Here is a 26,615-nt window from a genome sequence, read left to right on the forward strand (position 1 = left end):
GCCGCCCCACCCACTAGCTGTCACCCCGGCCTTGAGCCGCGGCCCATCCCGAGATGGCGGTGCCTAAGCACGACGCGCGGCTACTCCCGCTCCCCGCCAAACGCCACAAACTCGCCGCGAAACGCCCCCGCCATCTCACCGGCATGATCCACCTGCGAGCGCACCGCGATCCGCGCCACGCCCTTGCGCGCCAGCATGCGCGTAAACGCCGCCCAGTCGCCCTCGAGGCTCGCTGTGGCGGTGAAGTCCCCCGCAACGGGGTGCAGATAGTCCATGCTATTGCGCTGGATCACCAGCCGGCTCGGCAGCCCCTCGGCGCTCAGCCTGACATGCAGCAGCGACCAGGCGGCGAGGGTCGCCACGGCGGAAGCGCTGCCGCCAAACACCGTGTCGCGATGATTGATATTGGGCGCGAGCGGCGCGCCCAGGGTCACGGCGTCGACGCTGCTCGCCACCACCTGCACCCCCATCGCCCGCGACAGCGGGATATGCTCATGCAGATAGGCTTGCAGCGCCTCGTTCGTCATGCCCAGCTCTTGAGATCGTCCAGCGCCCGCGCCGTGATCATGCGCCGTTTGGCGATCACCTTGTCATTGCCGCGCCAGCGCCCCGCGCCCTCGGGCTTGGTCACCGTCACTTCCGGGAACAGCCCGAAATTGACATTCATCGGCTGGAACGAGCGTGCTCCGCTATAGCCTTCGGCTTCGAGGTGCCCGCCGGTGATATGGCCGAGCAGTGCGCCCAGCGCCGTGGTGATCGGGGGCGGAGGCAACTGCTCGCCGCGTGCCTCGGCCGCCGCCATGCGTCCGGCCAGCAGCCCGATCGCCGCGCTTTCCACATAGCCTTCAACGCCCGTCACCTGGCCGGCAAAGCGCAGCCGCGGATCAGCCTTGAGTTTGAGATCGGCGCCCAGCACCTTGGGGGAATTAAGGAAAGTGTTGCGGTGCAGGCCGCCGAGACGCGCGAACTGCGCGTTCTCGAGCCCCGGGATCATGCGGAAGATCTCGGCCTGGATGCCATAGCGCATCTTGGTCTGGAACCCGACCATGTTCCAGAGCGTCCCCAGCGCATTGTCCTGCCGCAGCTGCACGATGGCATAGGGCTTGACCGTGGGGTTGCGCGGATTGGTCAGGCCAACCGGCTTCATCGGCCCATGCCGCAGCGTTTCGCGCCCCCGCTCGGCCATCACTTCGATGGGCAGGCAGCCATCGAAATAGGGCACCTTCTCCCAGTCCTTGAACTCATGCAGCGGCGCTTCGATCAGCGCATCGACGAACCGGTTATACTGCTCCTGGTCCATCGGGCAGTTAAGGTAGTCCGCCCCGGTGCCGCCCGGGCCCGCCTTGTCATAGCGCGACTGCGCCCAGACAATGTCCTGGTTGATGCTGTCGTAGTGCACGATGGGCGCAATGGCGTCGAAAAACGCCAGCGCATCCTCACCCGTCAACTCCAGCACCGCTTCCGCCAGCGCCGGGGAGGTGAGGGGGCCGGTCGCCACGATCACATTGCGCCAGTCCGCTGGCGGCAGCCCCGCCACTTCCTCGCGCTCGATGGAAATATTGGGGTGGCTCTCGATCGCCTTGGTCACCTCGGCCGAAAAGCCGTGCCGGTCCACCGCCAGCGCACCGCCGGCCGGCAACTTGTGCTGGTCGGCCGCCTGCATGATCAGCGAGCCGCAGCGCCGCATCTCTTCATGCAGCAGCCCCACGGCATTCTGCTCATGGTCGTCCGAGCGGAAGCTGTTGGAACACACGAGCTCCGCCAGACTCTCGGTCTGGTGGGCATCGGTGGCACGTACCGGGCGCATTTCGTGGACGATGACGCGCGCGCCGGCCTGTGCCGCCTGCCAGGCAGCTTCGGAGCCGGCCAGACCGCCGCCAATGATATGGATAGGTTCTGATGAGGACATGCGCGCCCATAACAAGGCCGCTGCCTCAGTGCAACTGCCGCGTCTCGCGGCCGGGCTGCCAGGCGCTCAATTGCGCTTGAGCACTTGTTCAGCAGGCGTTCATCGCGGTGAACGGCAATCCTGCTTTGCCCTATTGCTGGGCGACTCTTTGCAGCTGATTGTCAAACGAGCAGGCTCGCTTGAACAGCAAAACACCCGCATCTCACAGAGAAGCGGGTGTTCGGTCTATGTCAAACCTGAGGCTTGGGCAGTAATGCTTAAAGCGTGCTGGCATGATCGCGAGCAACACGGGTGATATCGGTACGCGAAATACCCAGATCGTTCAGCTGGCGATTGTCGAGAGCGGTGAGCTCACGGACGGTCTGCTGGTAAGCGGCCCACTTCTTGAAAGTCTTGCGGATGTCCATTCGATTTCTCCTTGCGTCTACGCCGATATATCTAGGCCATTGCGCACGACACTTGCAGTGGGTGATTGGTCAAACGAGCCATGCACGCCAAGCGCGGCTTTAACCACCGCCGTTCATTTCCGGTTAAAGCTCCGGTCAAAAATAAGGCCGCGGGATGGAGATCCCACGGCCGGTGCTTATTTCTGCGCTTGGCGTGTTCAGCGGTCGAACAGCCCGCGCGTCATTTTGTTGAACTCCGGCCCGCAAAGCCCCAGCGGATCAGGCTCTCGCCGGCAGGGGAGGTTGATTTCCCGGCGGTCCTGCTTGATCTCGACAGGGCGCTTGATGCACCAGACGGCACGCACGAACATGGCCCGTGCTCCTGTTCCAAATCGCGACAAACCCAAGCATGCCGAGCTTCGCTGTCACCTTCCACTGCTCATCGGGCAGGCGCGACATGCGCCCTCCGCATGGCGGGCTACTCCGCCGCCCGCCGCGCCGTGGCCGGCCGCCGCTCCATCACCTGCTTGAGGAATGTACCGGTATGCGAACGCGGGCTCGCCGCCACCTCTTCGGGCGTGCCTTGCGCCACGATCTCGCCGCCGCCATCGCCCCCCTCGGGGCCCAGGTCGATCACCCAGTCGGCCGTCTTGATCACCTCGAGATTGTGCTCGATCACCACCACCGTATTGCCGGTATCCACCAGCTCGTGCAGCACATCGAGCAGCTTGGCGACATCATGGAAATGCAGCCCCGTCGTCGGCTCGTCCAGCATATACAGCGTGCGCCCGGTTGCCCGCTTGGACAGCTCCTTGGATAGCTTGACGCGCTGCGCCTCGCCGCCCGACAGCGTCGTTGCCGGTTGCCCAACCTTGACATAACCCAGCCCCACCCGCTGCAGCGTGGTGAACTTGTCGCGGATTGTCGGCACCGCGGAAAAGAACTCCACCGCCTCGTCGATGGTCATGTCGAGCACATCCGAAATGGACTTGCCCTTGAACTGCACCTCAAGCGTTTCGCGGTTGTAGCGCTTGCCCTTGCACACATCGCAAGTGACATAAACATCGGGCAGGAAGTGCATCTCGATCTTGAGCACCCCGTCGCCCTCGCACTTCTCGCAGCGCCCGCCCTTGACGTTGAACGAGAACCGCCCCGGCCCATAGCCGCGCGTCTTGGCTTCCGGCAGGCCGGCAAACCATTCGCGTAACGGCGTGAACGCGCCGGTATAGGTCGCCGGATTGGAGCGCGGCGTGCGCCCGATGGGGGACTGGTCGATGTCGATGACCTTGTCGAGATGCTCGAGCCCGGTTAGGGATTTGTGCGGCGCCGGCATCACCCGTGCCCCGTTGAGGCGCCGCGCGATAGCGGTATACATGGTGTCGATCATCAGGGTCGACTTGCCGCCGCCCGACACCCCGGTAATGGCCACGAACATGCCGAGCGGCACATCCACATCCACATCCTTGAGGTTGTTGCCCGTGGCGCCGCGCACCGACAGATACTTGCCGGTCTTGCCCTCGCGGCGCTCCGCCGGAATGGCAATGCCCATGCGGCCCGACAGATATTTGCCGGTGAGGCTGTCCTCATGCGCCAGGATCTGGTCGGGCGTGCCTTCGGCCACGATATGGCCGCCATGCACCCCGGCACCCGGGCCGATATCGACCACATAGTCGGCCGTCAGGATTGCATCCTCGTCATGCTCCACCACGATCACGGTATTGCCGAGATCGCGCAGCCGCCGCAGCGTATCGAGTAGGCGCGCATTGTCGCGCTGATGCAGCCCGATCGAGGGCTCGTCGAGCACATACAGCACGCCCGTCAGCCCCGAGCCGATCTGGCTGGCGAGGCGAATGCGCTGCGATTCCCCACCCGACAGCGTGCCCGAATTGCGCGACATGCTGAGGTAATCGAGTCCCACATCGATCAGGAAGGTCAGCCGGTCCCGGATTTCCTTGAGAATGCGCTCGCCGATCTGCTTCTGGCTCGGCGTCAGCTGCGCCATCAACCCGGCAAACCACTCGTCCGAGGCGCGGATCGACATTTCGGTGACCTGCCCGATATGGAGCCCCGCAATCTTTACCGCGAGCGTTTCGGGCTTGAGCCGATACCCGTTGCAGGCCACGCATGGCGCCTGCGACATGTATTTCTCGATCTCCTCGCGCATCCCCGCGCTTTCGGTTTCCTTGTAGCGTCGCTCAAGGTTGCCGATCACCCCTTCAAAGGGCTTGGTGGTCTTGTATTGCCGCAAGCCGTCGTCATAAACGAACTCGATTGCCGTCCGTCCGGTGCCATAGAGCACCGCCTGCCGCACCTCGTCGGGCAGGTCGGCCCAGGCGGTCCCGGTCGAGGCACCGAAATGCTTGACTACCGCGCTCAGCGTTTGCAGGTAATAGGGCGCCGAAGTCTTGGCCCAGGGCAGCACCGCCCCGTCGCGCAGGCTCAGGCTTGAATCAGGCACGACCTGGCCCGGATCGATCTTCTGCTCGGTCCCCAGCCCGTCGCACACCGGGCAGGCACCAAATGGATTGTTGAACGAAAACAGCCGCGGCTCGATCTCGGCAATGGTGAAGCCGGAAACCGGGCAGGCAAACTTTTCCGAAAAGGTGATCTGGCGCGGCTTGCCGTTCTCATCGGTTTCGTCGGCCAGTTCCACCAACGCGATGCCGTCGGCGAGCTTGAGCGCCGTTTCAAAGCTTTCCGCCAGGCGCCCGCTGAGGTCGGGGCCCACGACCACCCGGTCGATCACCGCCTCGATATCGTGCTTGAACTTCTTGTCGAGGGTAGGGGCATCCTCGAGCTCGTAATATTCGCCGTCGATCTTGACGCGCTGGAACCCCTTGCGCCCCAGTTCCGCCAGTTCCTTCTTGAACTCGCCCTTGCGCCCGCGCGCAATCGGCGCCAGCAGATAAAGCCGCGTGCCCTCGGGCAGCTCCAGCACCCGGTCCACCATTTGCGACACGGTCTGGGACTCGATCGGCAGCCCCGTTGCGGGTGAATAAGGAATGCCTACGCGGGCAAACAGCAGGCGCAGGTAATCGTAGATTTCCGTGACCGTGCCCACCGTCGAGCGCGGATTGCGCGAGGTGGTTTTCTGCTCGATGGAAATCGCGGGAGACAGCCCCTCGATATGCTCCACATCGGGCTTTTGCATCATTTCGAGAAACTGCCGCGCATAAGCGGACAGCGACTCCACATAGCGCCGCTGCCCCTCGGCATAGATGGTGTCAAAGGCCAGCGAGGATTTGCCAGAGCCGGACAGGCCTGTCATCACGATCAGGCTGTCGCGCGGCAGCCGGACATCGATGCCCTTGAGATTGTGTTCGCGCGCGCCGCGCACCACGATTTCACGATTAAGGCTGGGATTGGGCATCACGATCCATGTTCATAAAGGCTGCGCCAGACAGGTGTCGGCATATAACGGCCGGACGGTCGGCGGGAACTCACAAATAGGGGCGCGCCACCGGGCAGGCAAGGCAAAGGGCCGGCATGGCGGCCTTGCACCCGCTGTCAACGCGCCCAACAAAGCCCCGGGGTCAGGCGCTCACCCCTTTGGAGCCACTCCATCCTGCAGGCCTGCTGACACAGCGTGTCAGTAGCATCCCCATCGCGCACCTCCCGAGCGGCCCCTTCCGCCGTCCTTGACTCGCCCCGCACTGAGAACATAAGATGAACGAAGTTAAAGGGCAATCCCCATCTACTGGGGTCCAGCGGTCAGGCGCAGCCGGCACAAACCGGTTCAAAACGCCAAAAAAGGCTGAGCGGCCGCGGTTTTGGGCGTTAAGTAGAACCCAAGCGGGCCGCAGGCCAAGCAAAGCGAAACGGAGCATGTCATGGCAGGCAGCGTCAACAAGGTCATTCTGGTAGGCAATCTGGGCAACGACCCCGAAGTGCGCAATCTTCCCAGCGGCGGCAAGGTGGTCAATCTGTCCATCGCCACCTCGGAAAACTGGAAAGACAAGAACACCGGCGAGCGGCGCGAAAAGACCGAATGGCACCGGGTGGTGATCTTTTCGGAAGGTCTGGCGCGTGTAGCCGAAAGTTACCTCAAAAAGGGCTCCAAGGTTTACATCGAAGGCCAGCTTCAAACCCGCAAATGGCAGGACCAAAGCGGGCAGGACAAATACTCCACCGAGATTGTGCTGCAGGGCTTCAACTCTAACCTTACGCTGCTCGACGGCCGCGGCGAGGGTGAAGGGGCAGGGGGCGGCGAGCCCGGCGGCTTCCGTGGCGCCCGCCAGTCCGACAACAACGGTGGTGGTGGCGGCGGCCGCCGCCCATCCCCGAGCGCCCCAGCCTTTGAGTCCGGCGGCATGGACGACGACATCCCGTTCTAGAGCCCGGTATCCGGCGGGTGTAAATCAAGCCGCCACAACACATTGATATCTATCAGGAAATGGCCGCTTTCGAGTGGCCATTTTTGTAAACTAATTCTGGATCTAGAACCCGATATCCGCCGAGTGTAAACTAAATCGGCGCAAGCGGTTGAATCCAAAGCAGATTCAGCCATCATCAATGTGTTTTAGCATTGCAATTAGACCAAGCCATGCACTCGTGAGAGCCTGAATGGGAGTTTTCCATTTGAGTTCCGCGCATGCAGTCAAGGCCGATCCGGTTCACCGCCCAGCCGTTCACGTTCCCGTCCACAGGCGAGCGCATCGTCATTGTTGAAGGACCGCCGCACGGTATCATCTACGAGCCGGCCTCGATCTATATCACCATTAACCTGCGCTCGCATGGGCTGTCGCCGAACACCATGCTCAAGCAGATGCAGGCGGTCACGATGCTTCTGAACTGGGCAGTCGATAGCAACCTGGATATCGAGCAGCGCATCGGGACCTGTGACCTCTTTCTGGTCGAGGAAATTCACGCCCTGAAAGAAGCCCTGCGCATGCACACCGGCAACGGGCAGCGTCGCGACCAGGAACTCGTCAGCGCCTCGCATTATACCAATCGCGTTATCGCCGTTCGAGATTATGTGGCCTGGCACGTCCAGCGAGTGATCCAGCGCATTCCTGCCAGCGGTGTGCACCGCGTTCTCGAGGCCCGTCGTCGCCTGGATGATTTTCAACGCCTAATGACGAGCGACTTGCCGGCGGCACGCATCAGGGAGCGAAATGGGCTGTCGGACGAGATCCAGCAGATATTCTTGGACGCGATAGTTCCGGGCAGCCTGACGAACCCTTTCAAGCCGCCCTACCAAATCCGGAACTACTGCCTCTTGCTATACTATCATGAGTTTGGATTGCGGCGAGGAGAGCCCTTGAAGATCAAGGGCGAAGATCTTGCATTGCACGGCACCCACCCCATCCTAATGCTGCGCGACCGCAAGGACGAAATCGAAGATCCCCGGTCGAGGGAGCCAAGGTTCAAGACCTATGCGCGCGACCTGGCGATGGGGTCAGTTCTCGTCTCGGCTACCAAAAAATGGTTGGCTGACAGATCCAAGAATTACCCGCTAGCAAAACGGTCGCCCTACCTCTTTCTCTCTCGGACGGGCCGGCCGTTGTCGATGAACACCGTCAACGACATGTTCCTGCTGATGAGGACCAAAGTCCCTGGATTGCCGCCTGACTTCACGGTCCACCATACCCGCCACAATGCGAATGACCGCTTTACCGCATTTGCAAAGGAGCAGGGGTGGGATGAAGCGACCACCAAACGCAATCGCAACTACATGTTCGGCTGGGCAAAAACGTCGGACCAGGGCGAGAAGTACACCAATCGTAGCACGCGTGAAGATGCCGCCCGGGCGTCGATGGCAATGCAAGATCGTAGTGTGCGCGGAGGGTTTGCGCCATGATGAACCCCAACAGCAAGCAGGCCCATGCCGGGTATCGCTCTCAGGGCGTCATCTACGACCTGGACAATCTGCCGGTCGATGCAACCACCCAAAAGTGGCGCTTGAACAGTGTCGGCAACCACGTGCTCAATTGGGCGGGTGTACCCTTTACGTCGCCCTCCATTTTGGATGCAGCGATCGGGTTCATGAAGTCTGTCGTGGCCACACAGGCCCCAGTATCTGCCTTCAATACCTTCCACGCCATCCAGACATTGGATCGCAGCCCAGCATTCGTGGATGCTGATGAGTCCGACGATGTCATTCCGCTGGTCGCCTTCACCGAATTGCTGCTGGCAGATGCAAATGACACATGGCGTACCCACTACGTCCGCCAATTTTACAATTGGGCGGCGGATTGGGGTTACCCCAATTTTTCGGCTGAAGTCGCCTTCGAAGCCAACCAAATGCGGATTGGCGGCAACGAAAAGGGGCGTGCTGTCCTGTCGGCAGACCCAGAAGCTGGTCCTCTTACCGATCTGGAAATCACGGGCCTATTGAACGCGCTTAAGGCGGCCGAGGACTCAGGGTCGCTCAATCCAGATGAAGCGGCCGCCTTGTGGCTGTCGATCGCCCTGGGACCAAACTCCGTGCAGATGTCGACCTTGCGTGAGGAAGACCTCAAAATCTTCAAAGACGATGGGGGAAAGCCGGCGTTTTTTCACATGGACGTACCGCGCATGAAAAAGGCGGGCCTCGGCCTTAGGGCCGGCTTCCGTAGGCGGCCGCTGAACACTCAGATTGCTGCGAGCGTCCTTCGTCTCATTCATCACAACGCACGAATGCGGAAGAGCTCGAAGCACGTGCGTGAGAAGATCCGCCCGATGTTTCCTCGGCCTGCCGTGAGGCACTCGATCGAAGACGGGCCGATGGCTGACTACGCTACCCATATGACCCCACCGGAGTTCACCCGCCTCATAGCCAGTGCCGTCGACAAACTTAGCGTTATCTCTCACCGCACCGGGCGGCCGCTCAAGGTGACCACTCGGCGCCTGCGCTATACCTTCGCCACTCGCCTGGTGCGCGAAGGTGTTTCCAAGCGCGAAGTGGCGGATCTGCTCGACCACAGTGACCTGCAGAACGTCCAGGTCTACTTCGACATCAAGTCCGATATCGTCGACAATCTCGACAAGGCGATGGCGATGACGCTGGGGCCGCTCGCTCAAGCCTTTATGGGAAAGGTGGTCCAGGGCTCGGACCAGGCCACGCGTGGCACCGATCCCACCAGTAAGGTGGCGACGATCGACAAGGAGCGGAACGCCATACGCGAAGTCGGCAGCTGCGGCTCATTCTCGTTCTGTCGCCTGATGGCCCCGATCGCCTGTTACACCTGCAAAGACTTCCAGCCTTGGATGGACGCACCTCACCACCTGCTGCTCGATGATCTTCTCAAAGATCGTGAGCGCAAGCAGAAGGCTGGTATGGACGCCCGTATGGTGTCGATCGCCGACAGCACCATCCTGGCGATCGCCGATGTCATCAACCGAATTGAGGAAGCGACCAGGGAGGCTGGCAAATGAATGTCATCATCCTTCCGTCAGCTCGCGAGCGGGATGCCCGTACAAATCTAACCGCATTCATCGACAAAGCCCGGCAAAGTGGCGCATTCGGTCCTGTCGTCTTCCAAGAAGCGGTGTGGGAAGCCGTCGCTCTTCGCACCAAAAAGCGTGTGACGGCCGGTAAGGTATCAGAGGGTTTGCACTTCCTGACCAATGGCGGTGGCAAGGGTGCCGGCGCTCCGGTACCATTCCCGGAACCGTTCGGCGCGTTCGTCAAAGCTGTGGTCAGGATGCGGGAGACATGGACGCCGACGGCGATCGAGAACCATCGCGTCTTAATCCGCGCTTGCCGGTACCTGCTCCCGGAGTTGGAGCAGTTCGGCTATGACCCCACATACCTGATCGCAGATCATTTCGATGCAGCCGCCCGGCGAGCACTGGAACAGTTGTCACCTTTGACGGCGTACGGCACCGGCAAGGCCTTGGCTCACGTGGCGACGATCGTCTCGCAATACAACCTGGCGCGTGTTCGCATCGACTGGTCCAATACCATCCGCCGCCCTCATAGTCAGGACCGTGTGAGCGATGAAGCGGTGGCGACCCGTACCAAACGCCTGCCCACGCAGGCGGCGCTGGATGCGCTTCCGACAATAGCTAATCTGGTCGCGGAAGATCGTGACATCCTCCGCATGCGCGCCATCGAGCTTCTGGTCTGTGGGGGATGGCGTATCAACGAGTTGCTTAACCTGCCTCTCGATTGCGAGGTGGAGGAGGCAACACTGAAGCACGGCCGGCCATCCGAAAACGACGACGGTTCACCGGGCGTCCGGTACGGCATCCGCTACAAGGCGGAGAAAGGCTTCAGCTGGACTATCAAGTGGATACCGACCGGAATGGTCGACGTTGCTCGCCGAGCTGTCGCTGACATCACCAGGATCACCCAGCCGGTGCGGGACGATGCCCTATGGATGCTGGATAACCCTGACTCCATCAATATTCCCGAGCTGCACCGAGATCCGGAACGGTTGATCAAAACCAAGGAATTTGAAGCCATCACGGGCCTCAAATCTCAGTTTTTTGGAGATCGCAGCGTTCCTATCTTCAAGACCGGAGGGCCTCGGGGGGAAGTGGCTGCGAAGGCAGGCGACATCATCAAAGCGCTCCTGCGCGAGAGCCCGATCGCTCAAGGAGAATATCCCGCTCACAAGTACCTCTTCCTGATCCGAGAAAACGGCATGCACGCGCAGCGTGGAGCCCTTCCCGGAACGGTCCGACACCTGACCGACGCGATGATCTCGAACTTCATAGTCGGCAGCGCCGGGGTGAGGAATGTGTTCGAACGCTTCGGCATGTTCGAATCCGACGGGTCGCCGATCAGGGTGACGTCGCATCAGTTTCGGCACTGGCTCAACACCCTGGCGCAGGAAGGCGGGATGAGCCAGGAGCTGATCGCGCGCTGGTCGGGACGGAAGGACATGGCACAGAACGCGGCATACGATCATATGACCGGGCGCCAGCTGGCCGAACAGGTTCGAGCGATGGCCGACAGCGGTCGGGTCCATGGCCACCTCATCCAAGTCGGCGAAGGCTTGCCGCCGGCCGACCGCAAGGACTTCCTGGCAACGCAGCTCGCGACCGCGCACGTCACCGATCTCGGTCTATGCTCTCATGATTGGGGGCTCGCTCCGTGCCCGGTGCATGGGGATTGCGCGAGCTGCGGTGAGCACCTGATCGACAAGGGAAACGAACTCCAGAAGCAGGCGGCGATTGATCTGCTTGCCGATGTCGAAGGTCTGATTGCGGTGTCGGTGGTGGAGGCTGAAGACGGGACCTATGGTGCGAACCGATGGTTGGACGCGCACGTGCGACAGCGTAATGATCTGAAAGCTGTGTTGGCGGTGCACGAAGATCAGTCCATCCCAGACGGCACACTGGTGCATTTGGGTCAGCAGGCGGCCGAACCGGTAGAACGGACGAGTGGCAGGTAAAATATTCTATCCACTGTATTCCCAGGCATTCCCGGAATTCGGCAAGCCTTACAGAAATTGCCTTTTAATGACAATCACTTACGTTGCAGGCGGCTCATAGTGAAGTCACGATGTCGGTGGGCGGCGGTTGCCCCCGTCGTGTCGGCATGCGCTGCCAGGCTCGTTGAGTGATCTTCGGGGACGGCATCGGCTATCCTTAAGGTACGTGAATTCATGCTGGAATCCGTCCTGCAATCCATTCGGGTCAGACCTTCGTTAAAGGTATCGCTCTATGCATCCCATAGAAGTGGGAGCCGATCCTTGGCCAAGCCGATGTCGAAAGTAGCGTTGCGCAACGCCGAGGGACCGAAGCTACGGGTCGCCGGGCGCCGGCGCATCACCGACTACGACATGAGGACGATCGTGCAGATCGTGCGCAATTGGCCTGCTGCTCCAATAACGTGGGAACTCATTGTCGAAAAGGTGGAGCGTGAACTCGCTGTCGCCGATCCGGAAGGAAAAAAATCAGGTCTGGGCGGTTGGACCCGCCAAGGCCTCTCCCGCCGGCCTGCAATCAAGAAAGCCTATCTCGAGCGACGGACGGAATTGGCGATCGAGGTCGAGCGCGTCAAGAAAAACCCAGCGCGAAACCGGGATCCTGAGATCGTCGTCTTGCGCCGAGAGCGAGACGCCCTCAAGATCGAGAATGCCCAGCTAATCGAGCAGATCCAGCAGTACCGGCAGCGCATTGCCTTCATGACGCATAACGCTGCAGTAGGGAAGCCGCCGGACCAGCTCGAGCAACCCCTCAAGAAGAAGATGCATCGCAGAGGCCTGGATTGAACGCACTTTCCGGGGCGGACATCGGCGCCAACAATGCCAGTCGGCTTGCAGAGTATCTGTCGGGCTTGGAGACCGCAGGCATAGGCTTGCCGGTGCGCGGCGGCAAACCCAACATGTCTGCTATCGCCATCGCCTGTTCGTTCGACCGTCAGGTGCTCTACAAGAACCCTGCGGCGGCATCCTTGCTCGAAGACTTCATTGCCCGACATCCGATCGCTGGGTCGGGTACGGACGTCGTCGTCGATCGCGAAGACAAGCCAACGGCAGACAAGCGCGACAACCGCATCCGTCAACTCGAGCAGCAGCTCGCCGCGGCCCGGGCCGAAGTGTCCGGCTTGCGTGAACAACTGCGGCGATACCGGCATATCGAAGAGCACGTCATCTCCACCGGTCGCGGCGTCCGTGCTCCCTTTCTTTCCGGGCCGTCCCTTGGAGAGATCGGAAAGCCGTGACCGTCCCTCGGAGCCGACCTGCCATTGGCGGGACTGCCGCGCGCAGCGATAGGCAAGAGGTGACCCGGTCCGCGCTTCAGCGCGGAGTGGTGCGGGAACCTCTTGCCGAAGCGAGCACGGCGGTATCGTCGAATGCAGTCGGGTCGAACGCTGGTGCATTGAGCGTCATCGTTAAGCACCTAGCCACCGATCCCGAATTCATCGGTATCGGATACGCCAAAGCCGGCAAGCTCGCGGAAAAGTTCGGTAGCGAGCTGCCCAAGATGCTGGCGGACGGCGACCCCGGACCGTTCGCGCCTATCGTGGGCCAGGAAGCGGCAGACACGCTGGTCGCCGCATGGCGCCGGAACCTTGCCAAAGGCGATGTCGTCGTCTGGCTCGCCGAGCTCGGCTTCGACCCTCATCTCGCCGGCAAGGTGGTCGACTTGTGGGGCGACACCGCCACCGAGCGGCTCCACGCAGATCCTTACGCGATGATGGCTTTGGCGGCCTTTCCGACCGTAGACGCCGCGGCGGCGAAGCTGGGGATCGATCCTAATGATCCTCGCCGGCAGGTCGCGGCCGTCGAAGGCGTCCTTTACCTGCGTCTGGACAAGGCCCACACGTGGATGTCGGCAGACGACTTAGCTGCCGGTACAAAGGCAATTCTCGGTGTGGAGGAGCATGATGCCCTGCGCGCGATCGATCTCGCGGCGGAGCTTGGCGCGGCAGTCAAATCCGGATCGGGGTACCAGCCCGCCGGCGCCGCCATGATGGAGGCCTATGTGGCGGACCGCATTGCCGCCATGGCGGCGCCTCCGGAGATGGATGATCTGATCGCCCGAGAGGTGTCGGCCGAAGAGGTCGACCAGTTTCTCGACGGGTGGACACGGGCCCGGGGCCTGGTCCTCGACGAAGACCAGCGCGATGCGGTGCATCTCGGCGTGCGCAGTCGGTTCTCGCTCGTGCTGGGCGGCGCCGGTGTCGGCAAGACCACTGTGCTGAATGCTGTGGCCGCGGCCTGTGAGACATTCGGCCGGGTAACGCATATGGCGGCGCTGGCTGGCCGTGCAGCCGTGCGCATCAGCCAGTCGACCGGACGTCCGGCAATGACCATCGCGGCCTTCCTGAAGGGCTGCGAGGCCCGCCAGATCGCCTTGGGACCCGAGAGCCTGGTGGTGGTCGATGAGAGCTCGATGCTCGACTTGCCGACGCTCTACCGGCTTTTGCGCGCATTGCCGGAGGGCGCCCGCCTGATGTTGGTCGGCGATCCCGGGCAGTTGCCGCCGATCGGATTTGGTCTGACCTTCCACGTCCTGGCCGAGACACCTGAAATGACCAAGGTCGAGCTGAGGCGAATCTACCGCCAGACCAGCGACAACGGCATACCGGCGGTGTCGCGTGTGATCCGGGCCGGGTCGATGCCGGAGTTCGACCAGTTCAGGGGCCCCGGCCAGGGAGTGAGCTTCGTCCAGGCGCCGAAGAGCCAGATGGCGGACATCATCACCGACATTGCTGCCGATCTTGGCGGTATCGGCGACGACCTCCGCATCCTTTCCGCCGTGAAGGCCGGCGACGCCGGAGTGCACGGGCTGAACGGCAGATTGCATGATTTTGTGGCCCGCGGCCGCCGGGTGGTCTCCGGGTACGCCGTTGGTGAGCCGATCATGTTCCTCAAGAACGATTACCGTCGGGACTTGCGCAATGGTTCGCTGGGAACGGTTGTGTCGCTCGGGGATGGCGTCGAGTGCGATATCGACGGCCGGCGGCACGTCTTCAGCGGCCGCGACCTCGCCGACCTTCAGCTGGCCTACGCCATGACCGTCCACAAATCCCAGGGATCGCAGTTTCGACGGGTGATCGTGCCGATCCAGCGGAGCCGGGTCTTGGACCGTACCCTGGTTTATACGGCGGTCACCCGTGCCACAGAGCAGGTGATGTTGGTCGGAGACCTGCCGGTACTACAGGAGGCGATCATGGCGCCGCCAATGGCCTCGAGGCGGGAGACAGGGTTATCAGGGCGTCTGGCAAGTACCGTTGCCTGATTGCCTGCTTGCCCCATTTCGGCCGTTGGACGGCCCATTACAAATCCAGAATGTGGGCATCCCGGCAGGAACCGACCCCTTTTCGGACTTTACGCTTTCAAACTTGATCTGCGGGAGGCGGACGCTGCGCCCAGTTTCGGTCGGCAGATGGCTCTGGTAATTTGACTGCATGAATACGACCCACAACCATAGCTTCCGGGCTGTGATGCCTGATGATCTCGCGATGCTGGCAAGTTGGCAGGCGAACCCTCATGTTCGCGAGTGGTGGGACCGCGAACCTTATAACGAGGCTGACTTAGCTGACCTAAGGGTGTCACGATGGATCGTCCTGAACGGAGATCGCCCCTTCGCCTACATGCAGGATTACTCCGTCCATGCATGGGAAGATCACCCGTTTTCGTACCTCCCACGGGGGGCACGGGGTATTGACCAATTTATTGGTGATCCCGAAATGCTGGGGATGGGGCATGGCTCAGCATTCATCTCGCTGCGGATGCGAACTCTTTTTGCCGAGGGGGTTCCAGTCATTGCCACTGACCCTCATCCCGATAATCTTCGCGCGATAGCGGCCTACAAGAAGGTGGGTTTCGAAGCGGTGGGAGCCGCGCAAGAAACTCAATGGGGCCTCGTCTTGCCTATGCTGGCCAAGCCCGTTTGATTGTTATTCAACTCGGACACGCATTCTGCCGTAGGTTGTAGAGTGTCAGCTTCTGTGGCTGCCTGAGCCGAAACCTACCTGTCCGCATCCCACCCCATCTAGGCCCCTGACACCAACTCGTCCCGGACTGTGGTATGGAGGTCTCCCCAGCACTCCGTGATTTTACCCTTTACGAAGCGATACATCACCAGCTCCTGTGTGCTGATCACCCTCCCGGTGGGCGCTATACCGCGGAAAGTGCCGCTCTGGGTGCCGGTGCCAATCAGGCGAGCAGCAAGCCAGTCTCCGTCGGCAACGGCGTGTTGTAAACTCCAGCGGTAATCGGGAAACGCTGCGACCACATCGAAACAGCCGGTGACATAGTTCACCAGGCCTTCGGTTGATCCTCGCACGTCTTTGGCGACGAACTCACCGAGCTCGGCAAATAGATGCTGGTTACAGCGCTCAAGGTATCGATGGTACAATGCAAGCTGCTCGTCTCGGTCCATGTTCACTCCACACATTGATCTAACCGCCGGCCTCTCGGTTCGTCATTCCGCCGGCGATTACACGGCCGGCTTGTAGTTCGATGCTGCCTAGCGACCATTGGCCACTTTCCAGATAAGGGTTTTAAAGCAGCCTACCCGGCCTCAGCCCGAAAGCATCGGCACATGTTGCAGGGAACAGCTCTTGGATAGGTATTCGTTGCCCTAGCGAGCGTCGGGCCCCTGCTAAAGCATCGGTAAGCCGCCTGTTTTCGTCGCCCTTGGCTTGGGGTACCTCTTGCTTTGACAGGAGCAACGGTTCTCGATGTCCGAAATGCAGATCACAGCAGCAACGTTCTCCGATCCTTCAATGTGCTCTCACCTCCAAGCCTATTAGACGGGAACGAGCTGGCAGAACGTTCCTGCGGTTTGCCAAACGGTGCTGAAACGACGGTACGGCGTAAAACGTTCAGGCGGTGTGCAGAACGGGCAGCTAGGCGGTGCGGCGGTGAAAAGCGACAGCTGTCACCTGAGGGAACCCCGCTTCGCCTTCTTCGGTTGAAACTAAACAACCGGAGTAACCACCATGATCCCGACTCGCGTCCACGGCGTCATCGACTAACTCGTCGGCATTGTCCTGATCCTTGCCCCATTCATTCTAGGCTTCGCTGATGGAACAGCAGCTCAATGGGTACCCATCATTATCGGCGTGGCAACGCTTGGTCTCGGCATGATCACGCGCCATGAGCTGGGCCTTGTCAAAATTGTGCCTATGACCACCCACATCATCATTGATGTGGCTTCCGGCCTTCTGTTGCTCGCTTCACCCTGGCTATTCGGCTTTGCCGATCGGGTCTGGTGGCCACACGTGCTGGTCGGCCTTTCGTATATCGTCATCTCGCTGCTGACCGCGCGTCACAGCCCCGTCGAGAACACTGTTCGGGCTTGAGCTTCACGCTGGCGAGGTCCCCCGGACTGGGGACCTCGTCCATTGGCATGTTTGTACCAAACGACAGGGCATCGGTGACCGTCCGCTTTTGTGTCCGACGATCTAAAAGCGGACTATCAGCAACCCACCCCCAAGATGCCGGTCCTCGGCTTTGAAAGCGAACCTTGCAGGTGGCCGTTTTTCATGGATCATATCTGTTGAGATCGGGGGGCAGAACTGTCGCTTTGACCGGGAATATAGCGAAATCAACCGCCCAGGAGGCGTGATGAGCGCAGGAGATGAAGTTGTAGGTGCTGCTTCCGCATCAAGCGAATTCGAGAGCCTGCACGAGATCGTGGGGAAGGCTCACCAGGTTCTGCTGAAAGAAAAATGGGATAGCCTCACAGGTGGGGCGGAAACGGAAACAACCCTCAAACGCAACCGTCTGGCCATAGATTCCATCGCCTTCAAACCGCGTGTGTTACGCAACGTCGGCACCGTAGATCTTTCCGTCGAGCATTTCGGCCGCAAGCTTCGACTGCCTGTGTTTCTCGCACCTACTGGTCCGTTGAGCTTATTCGACTCTGGCGGAGGAGCAACTGTTGTATCGGCCGCTCAAGCTTTCGGCATCGGCCACATGCTCAGCTCGGGATGCACACCGCTTGAGACCGTTGCCAAGGCGGCTCCCTCAGCTCTGCGAATGGCGCAGCTCTATGTCAGAGGTGATGATGTTTTCGTGCATGAGTATATTGGTCGCGCGCTCGCATGCGATTGTGCCCTAGTCTGCCTGACTGTCGATAGCGCGGTTCTCGCTCGTCGTGATCGAGACATAGCCAACCGCTATCGCACGGCTGGATTGGGAAAGTGGCAAGGTCAGGCCTATCAGGCCGGCCTCGACTGGCGAACCGTCAAGTTGATCAAGGACACCTACGACATTCCACTCGCGCTCAAAGGCATTGCCACGGTCGAAGATGCTCGTATCGCGGTCGATCATGGCGTGGACTGGATATACGTTTCGAACCATGGTGGCCGCCAGCTCGACCATGGCAGAGGTACGATGGATGCCTTGCCTGAAATCATTGATGCCGTAGCCGGCCGCGCAAAGGTGATGGTCGATGGCGGTTTCTGTCGCGGGTCAGATATCCTAAAAGCCCTCGCGATCGGTGCGAACCTAGTGGGCCTTGGTCGCATGCAATGCTATGCCCTCGCTGCGGGAGGTGAGGCCGCAATTACTCGCATGCTTGAGCTAATGGAAGACGAAATGCTCCGTTCCATGGCCCTGCTTGGTGTTTCAACCATTGGAGAGCTGGATCGGTCTTATCTGCATCCGGCAGTCCCGGTCACGATACCAGGCGCCTTGAGCGCATTTCCGCTCGTAGACCTGTCGTGAACTTAGTGACAGATCGGTCGCCCCGCCTGACACAACTTGACCTGACCGGCCCCTTTGAAGTCTTCGCTCGCGTACCTGGGCTTTCAATCGATTTGGTTTGGAAGGAACGCATGGCGATTGTGGACGCCTCAGGTCTTCGCCTGTTGCCACTCACGCCTCCACGATGCACCGCCTACTGACATTCTGTTTGTTCCGGGCGGCCCAGGGCAACTGGCTTTGATGGACGACGCTGAGACGCTGAACTTCCTGCGTCAATGGGCGAAACAGGCCAAGTTCGTGACATCGGTATGCACAGGGTCCCTCGTTCTTGCGGCTGCCGGGTTGCTGCAGGGCGCCGGGCTCACTTGATGTCTACTTCGTACCTTACCACCTTGGATCAGGGCGTGACATCGCGACGATTACGTCACCTCACCAACGCCAATCGCCTGCTTTGCCGGCCGCACCCCACCAGCCCAGCCGAGCCGAGCCGACGATCTCCCAGGCTTTGTGACAAAGGTTGGGAAGGATTGTCCTTGCGGTTCAGGAACCTGTCGGCGAACCTAGACGAACCTGAATTCCTGATTCTTTACACACGATCATCTCGAGGGCCGAAAATGCATGTGCTTTGCCAACGCACTAACACACACAGTTGCATTTGTTGCCCGGCACTACCGTTCTGAGGCTCGACGTCTCTATAAAAACCAGGAAAGTGGGTCGCTTCGGCGGCCCATTTTTTTTGCCGTATAGCCTTTCCGACTTCAAAGGCATGAAGCGACAGCGCGGCCCTGGGAAACAGCCCCATTATTGACTTTGCTCAATTTGCGGCACCCGCGACGGGCTAGTTTCACGGTGAAATAAGGCGTGCATGCCCGCACCATCCAAGAGTCGCCCAGACTTTGGCGCGGTGGCACCGAGCTGCCGATCTCTGTTTGCACGCAAGAGCCCTGACCGGAAGGAACCACCATGTTGACGTCCAAGGCATCTGCAGCTCTGCTCGTGACCGTCCTTGCGGGCTCGCTAACCCTGTCCCCGCTGGCGGTGGGGCAGGACAATGCCACCCCCGCCACCACGCAAGCCGCGCCTGAGGAGCCCGATGGAGCGCACCGCGCCATCCGCTGGGCGCAAGCCCATTTGCAGGAGATGGATGCCGCCATCACCGTTCTGGAGCAAAACACCGAACAACTCGCGGGCGACGCGCGCACCAAGGCCGAAGCGGAACTCGACAAGCTGCGCGCCGTGCGGGAGGATTATCAGCGCTCGCTCGAGGAGGCGCTGGCCACCACGGACGCCAGGACTCGCGAGGAAACCGAGCGGCTGGGCAGTGCGCTCGCCACCCATTGGGACGACTTCGAGACCGATCTGGCCGCCTATTATGACGCCGCCAAGGCTGATCACGAACTTCGCCGCGCCGTATTCATCGCGCGGGCCGAGGCGCAGGAAGCCGCCTTCAGGCAGGAAATCGAGGACCTCGACCAATCGGTGGCCAATGCGGCTGCAGGCGCCAAGGCCGGGCTCGACGCGCGCAAGGCAGCGCTGGAAGCCCGGCTGCAGGAAAGTCGCGAACAACTCGACCGGCTGGGCGCCGCGACCGACGCTTCCTGGCAGCAATTCGTCGATGGCCTGCACAATGCCCGCACGGCATTCCAGGCCGAGTTTGAGAAACACCAGTAAGCCTTTGATCTATTTACAGGCACTGCAGGCCCGTCGCGGTCGGCAGAACGGGAGATCGGCAGATGTGCACCGGCGCCAACTACACCACCAAAGACCATTATTTCGGCCGCAATCTCGATCTGGAGTTCTCCTATAACGAGACCGTCACGGTTACGCCGCGCAACTTCCCCTTCGAGTTCCGCAGAATGCCCAGGCTCGACACGCACCACGCCATCATCGGCATGGCGACCATCTCGGATGGCTATCCGCTGTACTACGACGCGACCAACGAGAAGGGGCTCAGCATGGCGGGGCTCAATTTCCCCGGTAATGCCGATTACAAGCCCGAAGCCCCCGGCCAGACCAATATCACGCCCTTCGAGTTCATCCCCTGGATCCTGGGCAAGTTCGAAACGGTGGACCAGGTCAGGCAAGAGCTGCGCGCGTTCAACCTCGTGGACATTTCGTTCAGCGAGGCCTTCCCGCTCTCGCCACTGCACTGGATCATCTCGGACCGCAACAAGTCCATCACTGTGGAGTCGGTGCGCGACGGCCTGAAGGTCTACGACAACCCCATCGGCGTGCTCACCAATAACCCGACCTTTGACATCCAGTCCTTCAACCTCAACAACTTCATGCACCTGTCGCGCAACCCGCCCGAGCAGCATTTCTCGGACCAGCTCAGCTTCGACGTCTACAGCCGCGGCATGGGCGCCATTGGATTGCCCGGCGATCTGTCTTCGTCCTCCCGCTTCGTCAAGGCCGCCTTCACCAAGCTGAACGCAATTTCGGGCGACTCCGAGTCGGAATCGATCAGCCAGTTCTTCAAGATCTTGGAGTCGGTGGCCCAGCAGCGCGGCTGCGTTGACGTCGGCAACGGCAAATACGAGATCACCATCTACTCGTCGTGCTGCAACACCGACAAGGGCATCTATTACTACACGACCTACGAGAACAGCCAGGTCACCGGGGTCGACATGCGCAAGGAGGACCTCGACGGCTCCGCGCTGGCCGCCTATCCGCTGATCAAGGGCCAGCAGATCCAGATGCAGAACTGAGGTCTCGGCTGCCGGCCGGCGCCCAGAACTCCCGGGCGAATGGGGGCAGCTTGTCGAGGCACTCGGCAAAGCTCGATTGATCCGTGCTGCGCCACAGCACCGTCGCCACATCCTCGATCGCGCTCGGGGGCGAGATATTATGGTTGGGCCGCAACTCCCGTACCTCCCGGCGCCATGCCGCGCGGTCCAGCACCGGAGCGGGAGCGGCGAGGGGGTCCCAGTCCATCACAAACAGCGCCCGCAGCATGGGCGGCAGGATCTGCACGAAGCTGATGCCCTCCTGAGCCGTCAGTCGCCGCCGAAACGCCAGCAACACCCCTTGGAGCGTGGTATAGGCCTGGTGGCGCGTCGCCAGTCCCGCTTCCTCGGCAATCGCGGCCAGCAACGCATCGAACTCAGCCGAAGCCCGCCGGTATTCGTTCGGCACCGTCATCCGCATCCTCCTCTCAGCCGATCACCAATCTGCCACCACTTGGCCGCGCGCGCACGCTGGCGGCGCCAATTCGCGCCCTCCTGACAAGACTTGTCCCGCGCGGCCCGTAAACCGCCAGCAGCAATCAATCAGGAGGCACGGAGATGAGTGAGTTTGTGGATAAAACCGCCCTGGTCACCGGGGCTGGCTCGGGCATCGGGGAAGCGACGGCTCGGGCCCTGCACGGGGCGGGAGCGCGGGTGTTTGTCGGCGTGCACACGCTCGAACAAGCACAGCGCCTGCAGCGCGAACTGCCGGGCATCGTTGCCGCGCCCTGCGACGTGCGGGACCCCGCTGCCGTCGAGCGCATGGTGGCGCAGGCCGTGGCGGCGTTCGGCCGCCTCGAGCTTTGCGTCAACTGTGTCGGCATCACCGGACCCGCGCCAACCCCCATTGCCGATTACGATCCGACGGTTTGGGCCGAAGTCATCGCCACCGATCTCACCGGCATGTTCCATTGCCTCAAATACCAGGTACCGGCGCTTGCGGCGGCTGGCACTGGGGCCATTGTCAACCTGTCCTCGGCTAATGGCGTGGTCGGCATTCCCGGCATGGCTGCCTATACTGCAGCCAAGCACGGCGTCGTGGGTCTTACTCGCAGCGCTGCTCTGGAGCTCGCCAACATCGGCATTCGCGTCAACGCCGTCGCACCCGGCTATGTGGCCACGCCCAAAGTGCTCGCCGCCGGCGAAGATGCGCTGACCCTGTTCCGCCAAAGCCACCCGATGGGGCGGCTGGCCGAGCCCGAGGAAGTCGCCGAGTTCATCCTCTTCCTGCTATCCCCGCGCAGCGCCTTCGCCACTGGCGCGGTTTACGCGCTGGATGGTGGCTACACCGCCCAATGACGCCGGCGCACATACGAAAAGGGCGACCACCCGGCCGCCCCTTGCAGTCATCCTTTGGGCTCAAAGACTATTTGCTGAACGGCACATTGGCGCGGATGCTTTCGCCAGTTTCAACATAAACCACGTTGAAGCCCACCGTGATCTCGTCCTGGTCGAGCGCAATATCGGCCGAGATATCGTATTCCTTGCCTTCTTCGTCCTGGTCGCGTTCGCGCAGGTTGAACAGCAATCCCTTGCCGCGCTTTTGCCCCACGGCAATGCCCGAAAAAGCGGCGTTGGAGGTCATCGCCGCCTCGAACCGCCGCTGCGCGTCCACATAGGCGAGCGTGCCATTGATCGAGAGCACCTTGCCGGCCAGCGTGCAGCGCCCGCTATAATTGACCTTGTCGCTATTGCCCGTGCTGACCTTGAGCCGGCACACCACGGTTTCCGAGCGATCCCCGGTCAGCGTGCCGCGGCCGCGCCAATCCCCGATATAGGATTGGAGCAGGGCCACATCGGCCGGCGCAGCAAAGGCCGGCGCCGCACCAACAACGCCAGACAAGGCAAGACCCGCGAATGCCAGGGCACGCGCCACAGGCCCGAAATAGTTCATCCTAACCCTCCGAATGGAAAAACTGCCCCCCGGCCACAGCGCCCGAGCTTAGCAAAACCCTGCTGCCGCGCGGCAAAATTCGCGACAATGTGAACAACCCAGATCCCACGCCAGCGAGCCAGCTACGAAACGATCGAGGACGGCGCCGCGCCGCGGGAAGCCGCTTCTCCGCTCGGATCATCGGGCGTCGATTCATGATCGGCCATGCGCACCTTGATCTTGCCCAGCGGGTGAAAGAACTTGCCGCCCGCGGCCAGCAAGGCCGGCAGGATGAACAGATCCCCGATCACGGCAAAGGCCAGCGTCGATACGAACAGCTTGCCGAACAGCGCTACCTGCGGCAGCTCCGAAAAGGTCACGATCACCACCCCGGCGCAGAGGATGATCGTCGTCGCGACGATGGCGCCGCCGATCCGGTCCAGCGTGTGCTTGACCGCCGCCAGGTGCTCCATGCCTTCCTCTCGTCGCGCATGCAGATAATGCGACAGGAAATGCACGGTGTCGTCCACCGCGATGCCAAAGGCGATGGTCAGCGCAATCACCGTGGTCAGTTGCAGCCCGGCGCCCGAGAAATACAGCCACGCCTCCGTTCCCAGCACGGGAAAGAGGTTGGGAATGGCCGAAGCCAGCGCCACCCGGAAGCTCTGGAAGGCAAAGCCGATCAGCCCCAGATTGACCAGCACCGACAACGTCAGGTCGAGCTGCAGCCCGCTCACGATCTGGTCGGTGGCAAAGGTCGTCATCACCCGGAACCCGCCGATTTCAGCGCCCTCGATCCCCGCCGTCCGCAGTTCCGCCGTCACATCGGTGACGAGGTCCTTGAGCGAATCCGAATCAAGGATCGTCGGCATGAACCCGGTCACCAGCGCCTGGGAGCCGTCGTCATTGATGAAGCGCCGCTTCATGAACGGGCCCACGGCCTCAAACACCTCTTCGCGCGTAAAGCCCGCTTCGGTGTAATTGGTCAGGCTGGCGGCGGAGATGACCTTGTTCTCCCCTAGGTGGGCTTCCATGATCTCGTGCACGCGCCGGATCGTCTCGAAATCCTCGGGCGCGACATTGGGATCGTTCTGCTGCAGCGGCACCCGCACATAAAGCGGCGCCACCCCGCCCACACCCTGGTCGATCTGCTGCGCCGCAGTGATCGCGCTGGATTCGCGCGCGGTGAAATCCTCGAAGGCGAAATGCGGCTTGATCAGGAAGTAGGGGACGAACAGGACGAGCGTGACCGCGATGGCGACGATTGAAACCAGTCGCCCATAGCGCCGGGCGAGAAACCAGCTCAGGGGCAGGGGAGCCGTCAGCACCAGGCTCGATCGCTTAGGTGCCTTGAAACCGAGCCGCAGCGATAGCTTGAGCATTAGCGGCATGAAGGTCATCAGGCACACAAACAGCAGGAACGAGCCGATCGCCCCCGCGATCGAAAACTCGCGCACGCCCTGGCCTGGGGTCAGCGACAACGACGCAAAGCTCACCAGTGTTGTCAGCATGGTCAACGCCGCGGCCGGCCCCACCAGCTTGACCGTGGCATCCACCGCCTTGTTGGGCTCCATCCCGTCGTCGCGCCAAAAGGCTAGCCAGTTAAAAACGAAGAACATGGATTCGGCGAACGAGATCACCAACACCAGCGTCGTCACCAGGATGGTGAGGAACGAGAACGAGCCGAAAAACAGCAGGATGATTCCCATCGTCCACATCACTGCCACAAACGGCGTCGCGGCAACGAGAATGGCGCCCGGCAGCGAGCGCAGCGCGAGGAGCGCGATCAGCGACCCCAGCCCAAAGCCCCAGACGGTGAACTTGAGCTGGTCGCTAACCGCCGCGTTCAGCATTTCCGTGGTCCAGACCGGCGGGCCGGTCAACTCCACCTGGATGTCTGCGTCCTGGTAAAGGGCGATGGTTTCGCGCAGGGAGGCGATCATCGCCTTTTCCCCGTTTTCCTGCACCGCATCGCGGTTGGGGAACATGATCAGCACCACGCCCGACAAATCGGGTGTGATCAGGTTGCGCATCATCGGGTCGTTCTGCTGCAGCTCACTCAGCGCCGCCGCAACCTCCGCCGGATCAGTCATCCCTTCAGGCACTGCCGGCACCGAGCCGCCGCCGCCATCAGGCTTGCGCAGCGTAAAGGGCGACATCGTGCCCACTGCGTATTCGCTCAGCTCCATGTCGAAGGCCAGCTCGCGCACCCGCTCAAGCACTTCCGGATCGGTCAGGCGAGGCGAGGTCACCAGCACATAGATGTCGTTTTCAAAGGTGCCGAAATTCTCCGACAGCCGCTGATAGGCGTCGTAATGCTCGCCCGACTCGGCAAACACCCGCAGCAGGTCCCCATCCACATTGGCGCGTGGGATTTGGCTGAACGCCAGGGCCGTAATCGCCAGCACGGCAAGTGCCACCGCCAGCGGATAGCGCAGTGTGGTCAAACCGATATGTTCAAGCCCAAAGCCGATGGAGCGGTCATGCGTCACCCGGGCCAGGGCGCGCTGGAGCAAAGCAGAAAAGGCCAAGACACCCGGTCTCCACGTATAAGGCGACGAATTGGCGCGATTTCTACGGCTTTGCGGCAGTTGCGTCCAGCAGCCACTGTAGTGCTGGGCGCAATGTTGTTGGTGTGTGCTTGGAAAAGCGCTGGCTTAACTTGCCAGACTCTCGCGGTGCAGGGCCAGCACCGCTTGCAGGTTTTGCGGCGCGCGGCCGGTAAACCGCTCCACCGTGTCGGCAACAATGGCGTGGTGACCCTCGGCAGCATCGCGGTCAAACGCCACCAGCAGATTGGCCATGAAGGGCGGCAGGCCCGCTGCCAGCATGCCTTCGAGCAACTGCTCGGGCGTCACCCCGATCCGGGCAATGCTCTTGCCGGACAGCTCGCTGAGCAGACGCGCAACTTCTTCCTGGGTCACCGGGGCAGGGCCGGTCACATCGAAAATGTTCTGCCCTTGCGCCTCGAGCAACGCGCCCGCCGCGGTGCGGGCGCAGTCGGCCCGGCTCACATAAGCACGGCCCTTGCCCGCCGTGGCATCGAACATTTGCCCCGATCGCAGCGCTCCCGCGGCGCCCATCAGCACCGCCTCGGCATAGATGTGATTGCGCAGCACAGTGAACTCGAGCCCCGATGCCGCCACCGCCTGCTCGGTCCAGTAATGATCGGCAATGCCCCCGGCGCTGGCGTTCGGCCGGGGATTGGGGGCTGAGGTATAGATGATGTGCTGCACGCCAGCGCTGCGGGCCGCTTGCACGGCTGCGCGCTGCTGCTCGGCCCGGTTTGCCGCGACCGTACTGATCATCAGCATGCGCTCGACGCCGTCCAGCTTGGCGGCCAGATCGGGGTCATCGAAGTCGATTTGCCGCAATTCGACCTCGCGTCCCTCGAATTCTGCCAGCTTGCCCGGCTCGCGCGAGCCCGCAATGATCCGCCGCGCCCCCTTGGCCAGCAATTCCTCCACCACCAGCCGGCCCAACTGGCCACCGGCCCCGGTTACCAGCACTGTTTTGTCGGCAAAACGGCTCATCATCGTGCTCCTTGTTCGGGCGTGAGGCAGGTGCCGCCCGGCACTTGGCCCTCGCCCCAGACTTAATGAGCGCGCAGCGGACTTGTAAGAAGGCACCTGCCTTATACCGCCCCCCACCTTATCAATGCCCGGCGACAAGGGGTCCCAC

At 61.6% G+C, this 26,615-nt stretch carries 23 protein-coding genes; 13 read left to right on the forward strand and 10 right to left on the reverse strand.

Annotated elements, in window-relative coordinates; translation table 11 throughout:
* Positions 1-80 precede the first annotated feature (80 nt).
* The 5 genes from ELX51_RS05720 to uvrA form a co-directional block, all read right to left on the reverse strand.
* A complete protein-coding gene (locus tag ELX51_RS05720) occupies positions 81-527 on the reverse strand; it encodes a YiiD C-terminal domain-containing protein (protein ID WP_127752619.1) in 447 nt (148 codons plus the stop codon).
* Complete coding sequence (gene trmFO, locus ELX51_RS05725; RefSeq protein WP_127752620.1) at positions 524-1,909, reverse strand: methylenetetrahydrofolate--tRNA-(uracil(54)-C(5))-methyltransferase (FADH(2)-oxidizing) TrmFO; 1,386 nt, start codon at positions 1,907-1,909, stop codon at positions 524-526. The genes ELX51_RS05720 and trmFO overlap by 4 nt, the downstream gene beginning before the upstream one ends.
* A 257-nt stretch (positions 1,910-2,166) precedes the next feature.
* Complete coding sequence (locus ELX51_RS05730) at positions 2,167-2,316, reverse strand: DUF1127 domain-containing protein (protein ID WP_127752621.1); 150 nt, start codon at positions 2,314-2,316, stop codon at positions 2,167-2,169.
* Between the two features lie 197 nt (positions 2,317-2,513).
* Positions 2,514-2,666 carry a hypothetical protein gene (locus tag ELX51_RS19980; protein WP_164854773.1) on the reverse strand — a complete coding sequence of 51 codons (153 nt, stop codon included), beginning with the start codon at positions 2,664-2,666 and terminating at the stop codon, positions 2,514-2,516.
* Between the two features lie 107 nt (positions 2,667-2,773).
* Complete coding sequence (uvrA, locus tag ELX51_RS05735; protein ID WP_127752622.1) at positions 2,774-5,665, reverse strand: excinuclease ABC subunit UvrA; 2,892 nt, start codon at positions 5,663-5,665, stop codon at positions 2,774-2,776.
* A 460-nt stretch (positions 5,666-6,125) separates the two neighbouring features.
* On the opposite strand from uvrA, the gene ssb reads away from it, so the two are divergent.
* The 8 genes from ssb (at position 6,126) to ELX51_RS05775 (ending at position 15,574) form a co-directional block, all read left to right on the forward strand.
* Positions 6,126-6,629, forward strand: a complete 504-nt coding sequence (gene ssb / locus ELX51_RS05740; RefSeq protein WP_127752623.1) for a single-stranded DNA-binding protein — start codon at positions 6,126-6,128, stop codon at positions 6,627-6,629.
* A 257-nt stretch (positions 6,630-6,886) separates the two neighbouring features.
* Positions 6,887-8,095, forward strand: coding sequence for a tyrosine-type recombinase/integrase (locus ELX51_RS05745; RefSeq protein WP_127752624.1), 1,209 nt, complete (start codon positions 6,887-6,889; stop codon positions 8,093-8,095).
* A complete protein-coding gene (locus tag ELX51_RS05750; RefSeq protein ID WP_127752625.1) occupies positions 8,092-9,651 on the forward strand; it encodes a site-specific integrase in 1,560 nt (519 codons plus the stop codon). The genes ELX51_RS05745 and ELX51_RS05750 overlap by 4 nt, the downstream gene beginning before the upstream one ends.
* Positions 9,648-11,618, forward strand: a complete 1,971-nt coding sequence (locus ELX51_RS05755; protein ID WP_127752626.1) for a hypothetical protein — start codon at positions 9,648-9,650, stop codon at positions 11,616-11,618. Before ELX51_RS05750 ends, ELX51_RS05755 begins: the two co-directional genes overlap by 4 nt.
* A gap of 300 nt (positions 11,619-11,918) precedes the next feature.
* The gene (locus tag ELX51_RS05760; protein WP_127752627.1) at positions 11,919-12,440 is read left to right on the forward strand and encodes a hypothetical protein; all 522 of its coding nucleotides are present in this window, start codon (positions 11,919-11,921) and stop codon (positions 12,438-12,440) included.
* The gene (locus ELX51_RS05765; RefSeq protein ID WP_127752628.1) at positions 12,437-12,892 is read left to right on the forward strand and encodes a hypothetical protein; all 456 of its coding nucleotides are present in this window, start codon (positions 12,437-12,439) and stop codon (positions 12,890-12,892) included. The genes ELX51_RS05760 and ELX51_RS05765 overlap by 4 nt, the downstream gene beginning before the upstream one ends.
* Positions 12,893-13,050: 158 nt before the next feature.
* Complete coding sequence (locus tag ELX51_RS05770; RefSeq protein WP_127752629.1) at positions 13,051-14,916, forward strand: AAA family ATPase; 1,866 nt, start codon at positions 13,051-13,053, stop codon at positions 14,914-14,916.
* Between the two features lie 169 nt (positions 14,917-15,085).
* Entirely contained in the window at positions 15,086-15,574 is a 489-nt protein-coding gene (locus ELX51_RS05775; RefSeq protein WP_127752630.1) for a GNAT family N-acetyltransferase, read from the forward strand.
* 98 nt (positions 15,575-15,672) lie between these two features.
* Here ELX51_RS05775 and ELX51_RS05780 read toward each other — a convergent pair whose 3' ends face one another.
* Positions 15,673-16,062: an ester cyclase gene (locus ELX51_RS05780; protein ID WP_127752631.1), complete on the reverse strand. Its 390-nt coding sequence runs from the start codon at positions 16,060-16,062 to the stop codon at positions 15,673-15,675.
* 748 nt (positions 16,063-16,810) lie between these two features.
* On the opposite strand from ELX51_RS05780, the gene ELX51_RS20265 reads away from it, so the two are divergent.
* From ELX51_RS20265 to bsh, 4 genes are all read left to right on the forward strand, one after another.
* Complete coding sequence (locus tag ELX51_RS20265) at positions 16,811-16,987, forward strand: SPW repeat protein (RefSeq protein WP_248305257.1); 177 nt, start codon at positions 16,811-16,813, stop codon at positions 16,985-16,987.
* 265 nt (positions 16,988-17,252) lie between these two features.
* Entirely contained in the window at positions 17,253-18,356 is a 1,104-nt protein-coding gene (locus tag ELX51_RS05790; protein WP_127755185.1) for an alpha-hydroxy acid oxidase, read from the forward strand.
* A 942-nt stretch (positions 18,357-19,298) separates the two neighbouring features.
* Entirely contained in the window at positions 19,299-20,006 is a 708-nt protein-coding gene (locus ELX51_RS05800; protein ID WP_127752632.1) for a hypothetical protein, read from the forward strand.
* 62 nt (positions 20,007-20,068) lie between these two features.
* Positions 20,069-21,043 (forward strand): choloylglycine hydrolase, encoded by a 975-nt coding sequence (gene bsh / locus ELX51_RS05805; RefSeq protein ID WP_127752633.1) that lies wholly within the window; start codon positions 20,069-20,071, stop codon positions 21,041-21,043.
* On the opposite strand, the gene ELX51_RS05810 is transcribed toward bsh, so the two are convergent.
* Entirely contained in the window at positions 21,012-21,476 is a 465-nt protein-coding gene (locus tag ELX51_RS05810) for a DUF2267 domain-containing protein (RefSeq protein WP_127752634.1), read from the reverse strand. The genes bsh and ELX51_RS05810 overlap by 32 nt on opposite strands.
* 143 nt (positions 21,477-21,619) lie before the next feature.
* Here ELX51_RS05810 and ELX51_RS05815 point away from each other — a divergent pair, with 143 nt between their 5' ends.
* Positions 21,620-22,360, forward strand: coding sequence for an SDR family NAD(P)-dependent oxidoreductase (locus tag ELX51_RS05815; RefSeq protein ID WP_127752635.1), 741 nt, complete (start codon positions 21,620-21,622; stop codon positions 22,358-22,360).
* Between the two features lie 67 nt (positions 22,361-22,427).
* Here the strand turns inward: ELX51_RS05815 and ELX51_RS05820 are convergent, their stop codons facing one another.
* The 3 genes from ELX51_RS05820 to ELX51_RS05830 form a co-directional block, all read right to left on the reverse strand.
* Positions 22,428-22,955, reverse strand: a complete 528-nt coding sequence (locus tag ELX51_RS05820) for a hypothetical protein (RefSeq protein ID WP_127752636.1) — start codon at positions 22,953-22,955, stop codon at positions 22,428-22,430.
* 122 nt (positions 22,956-23,077) lie between these two features.
* Positions 23,078-25,465: an efflux RND transporter permease subunit gene (locus tag ELX51_RS05825; protein WP_127752637.1), complete on the reverse strand. Its 2,388-nt coding sequence runs from the start codon at positions 25,463-25,465 to the stop codon at positions 23,078-23,080.
* A gap of 126 nt (positions 25,466-25,591) precedes the next feature.
* On the reverse strand, positions 25,592-26,467 hold the full coding sequence (locus ELX51_RS05830) for an SDR family oxidoreductase (RefSeq protein ID WP_127752638.1): 876 nt from the start codon (positions 26,465-26,467) through the stop codon (positions 25,592-25,594).
* Positions 26,468-26,615: the final 148 nt, after the last annotated feature.

Origin of the sequence: Devosia sp. 1566 (assembly GCF_004005995.1) — a bacterium.
Classification (GTDB): domain Bacteria; phylum Pseudomonadota; class Alphaproteobacteria; order Rhizobiales; family Devosiaceae; genus Devosia.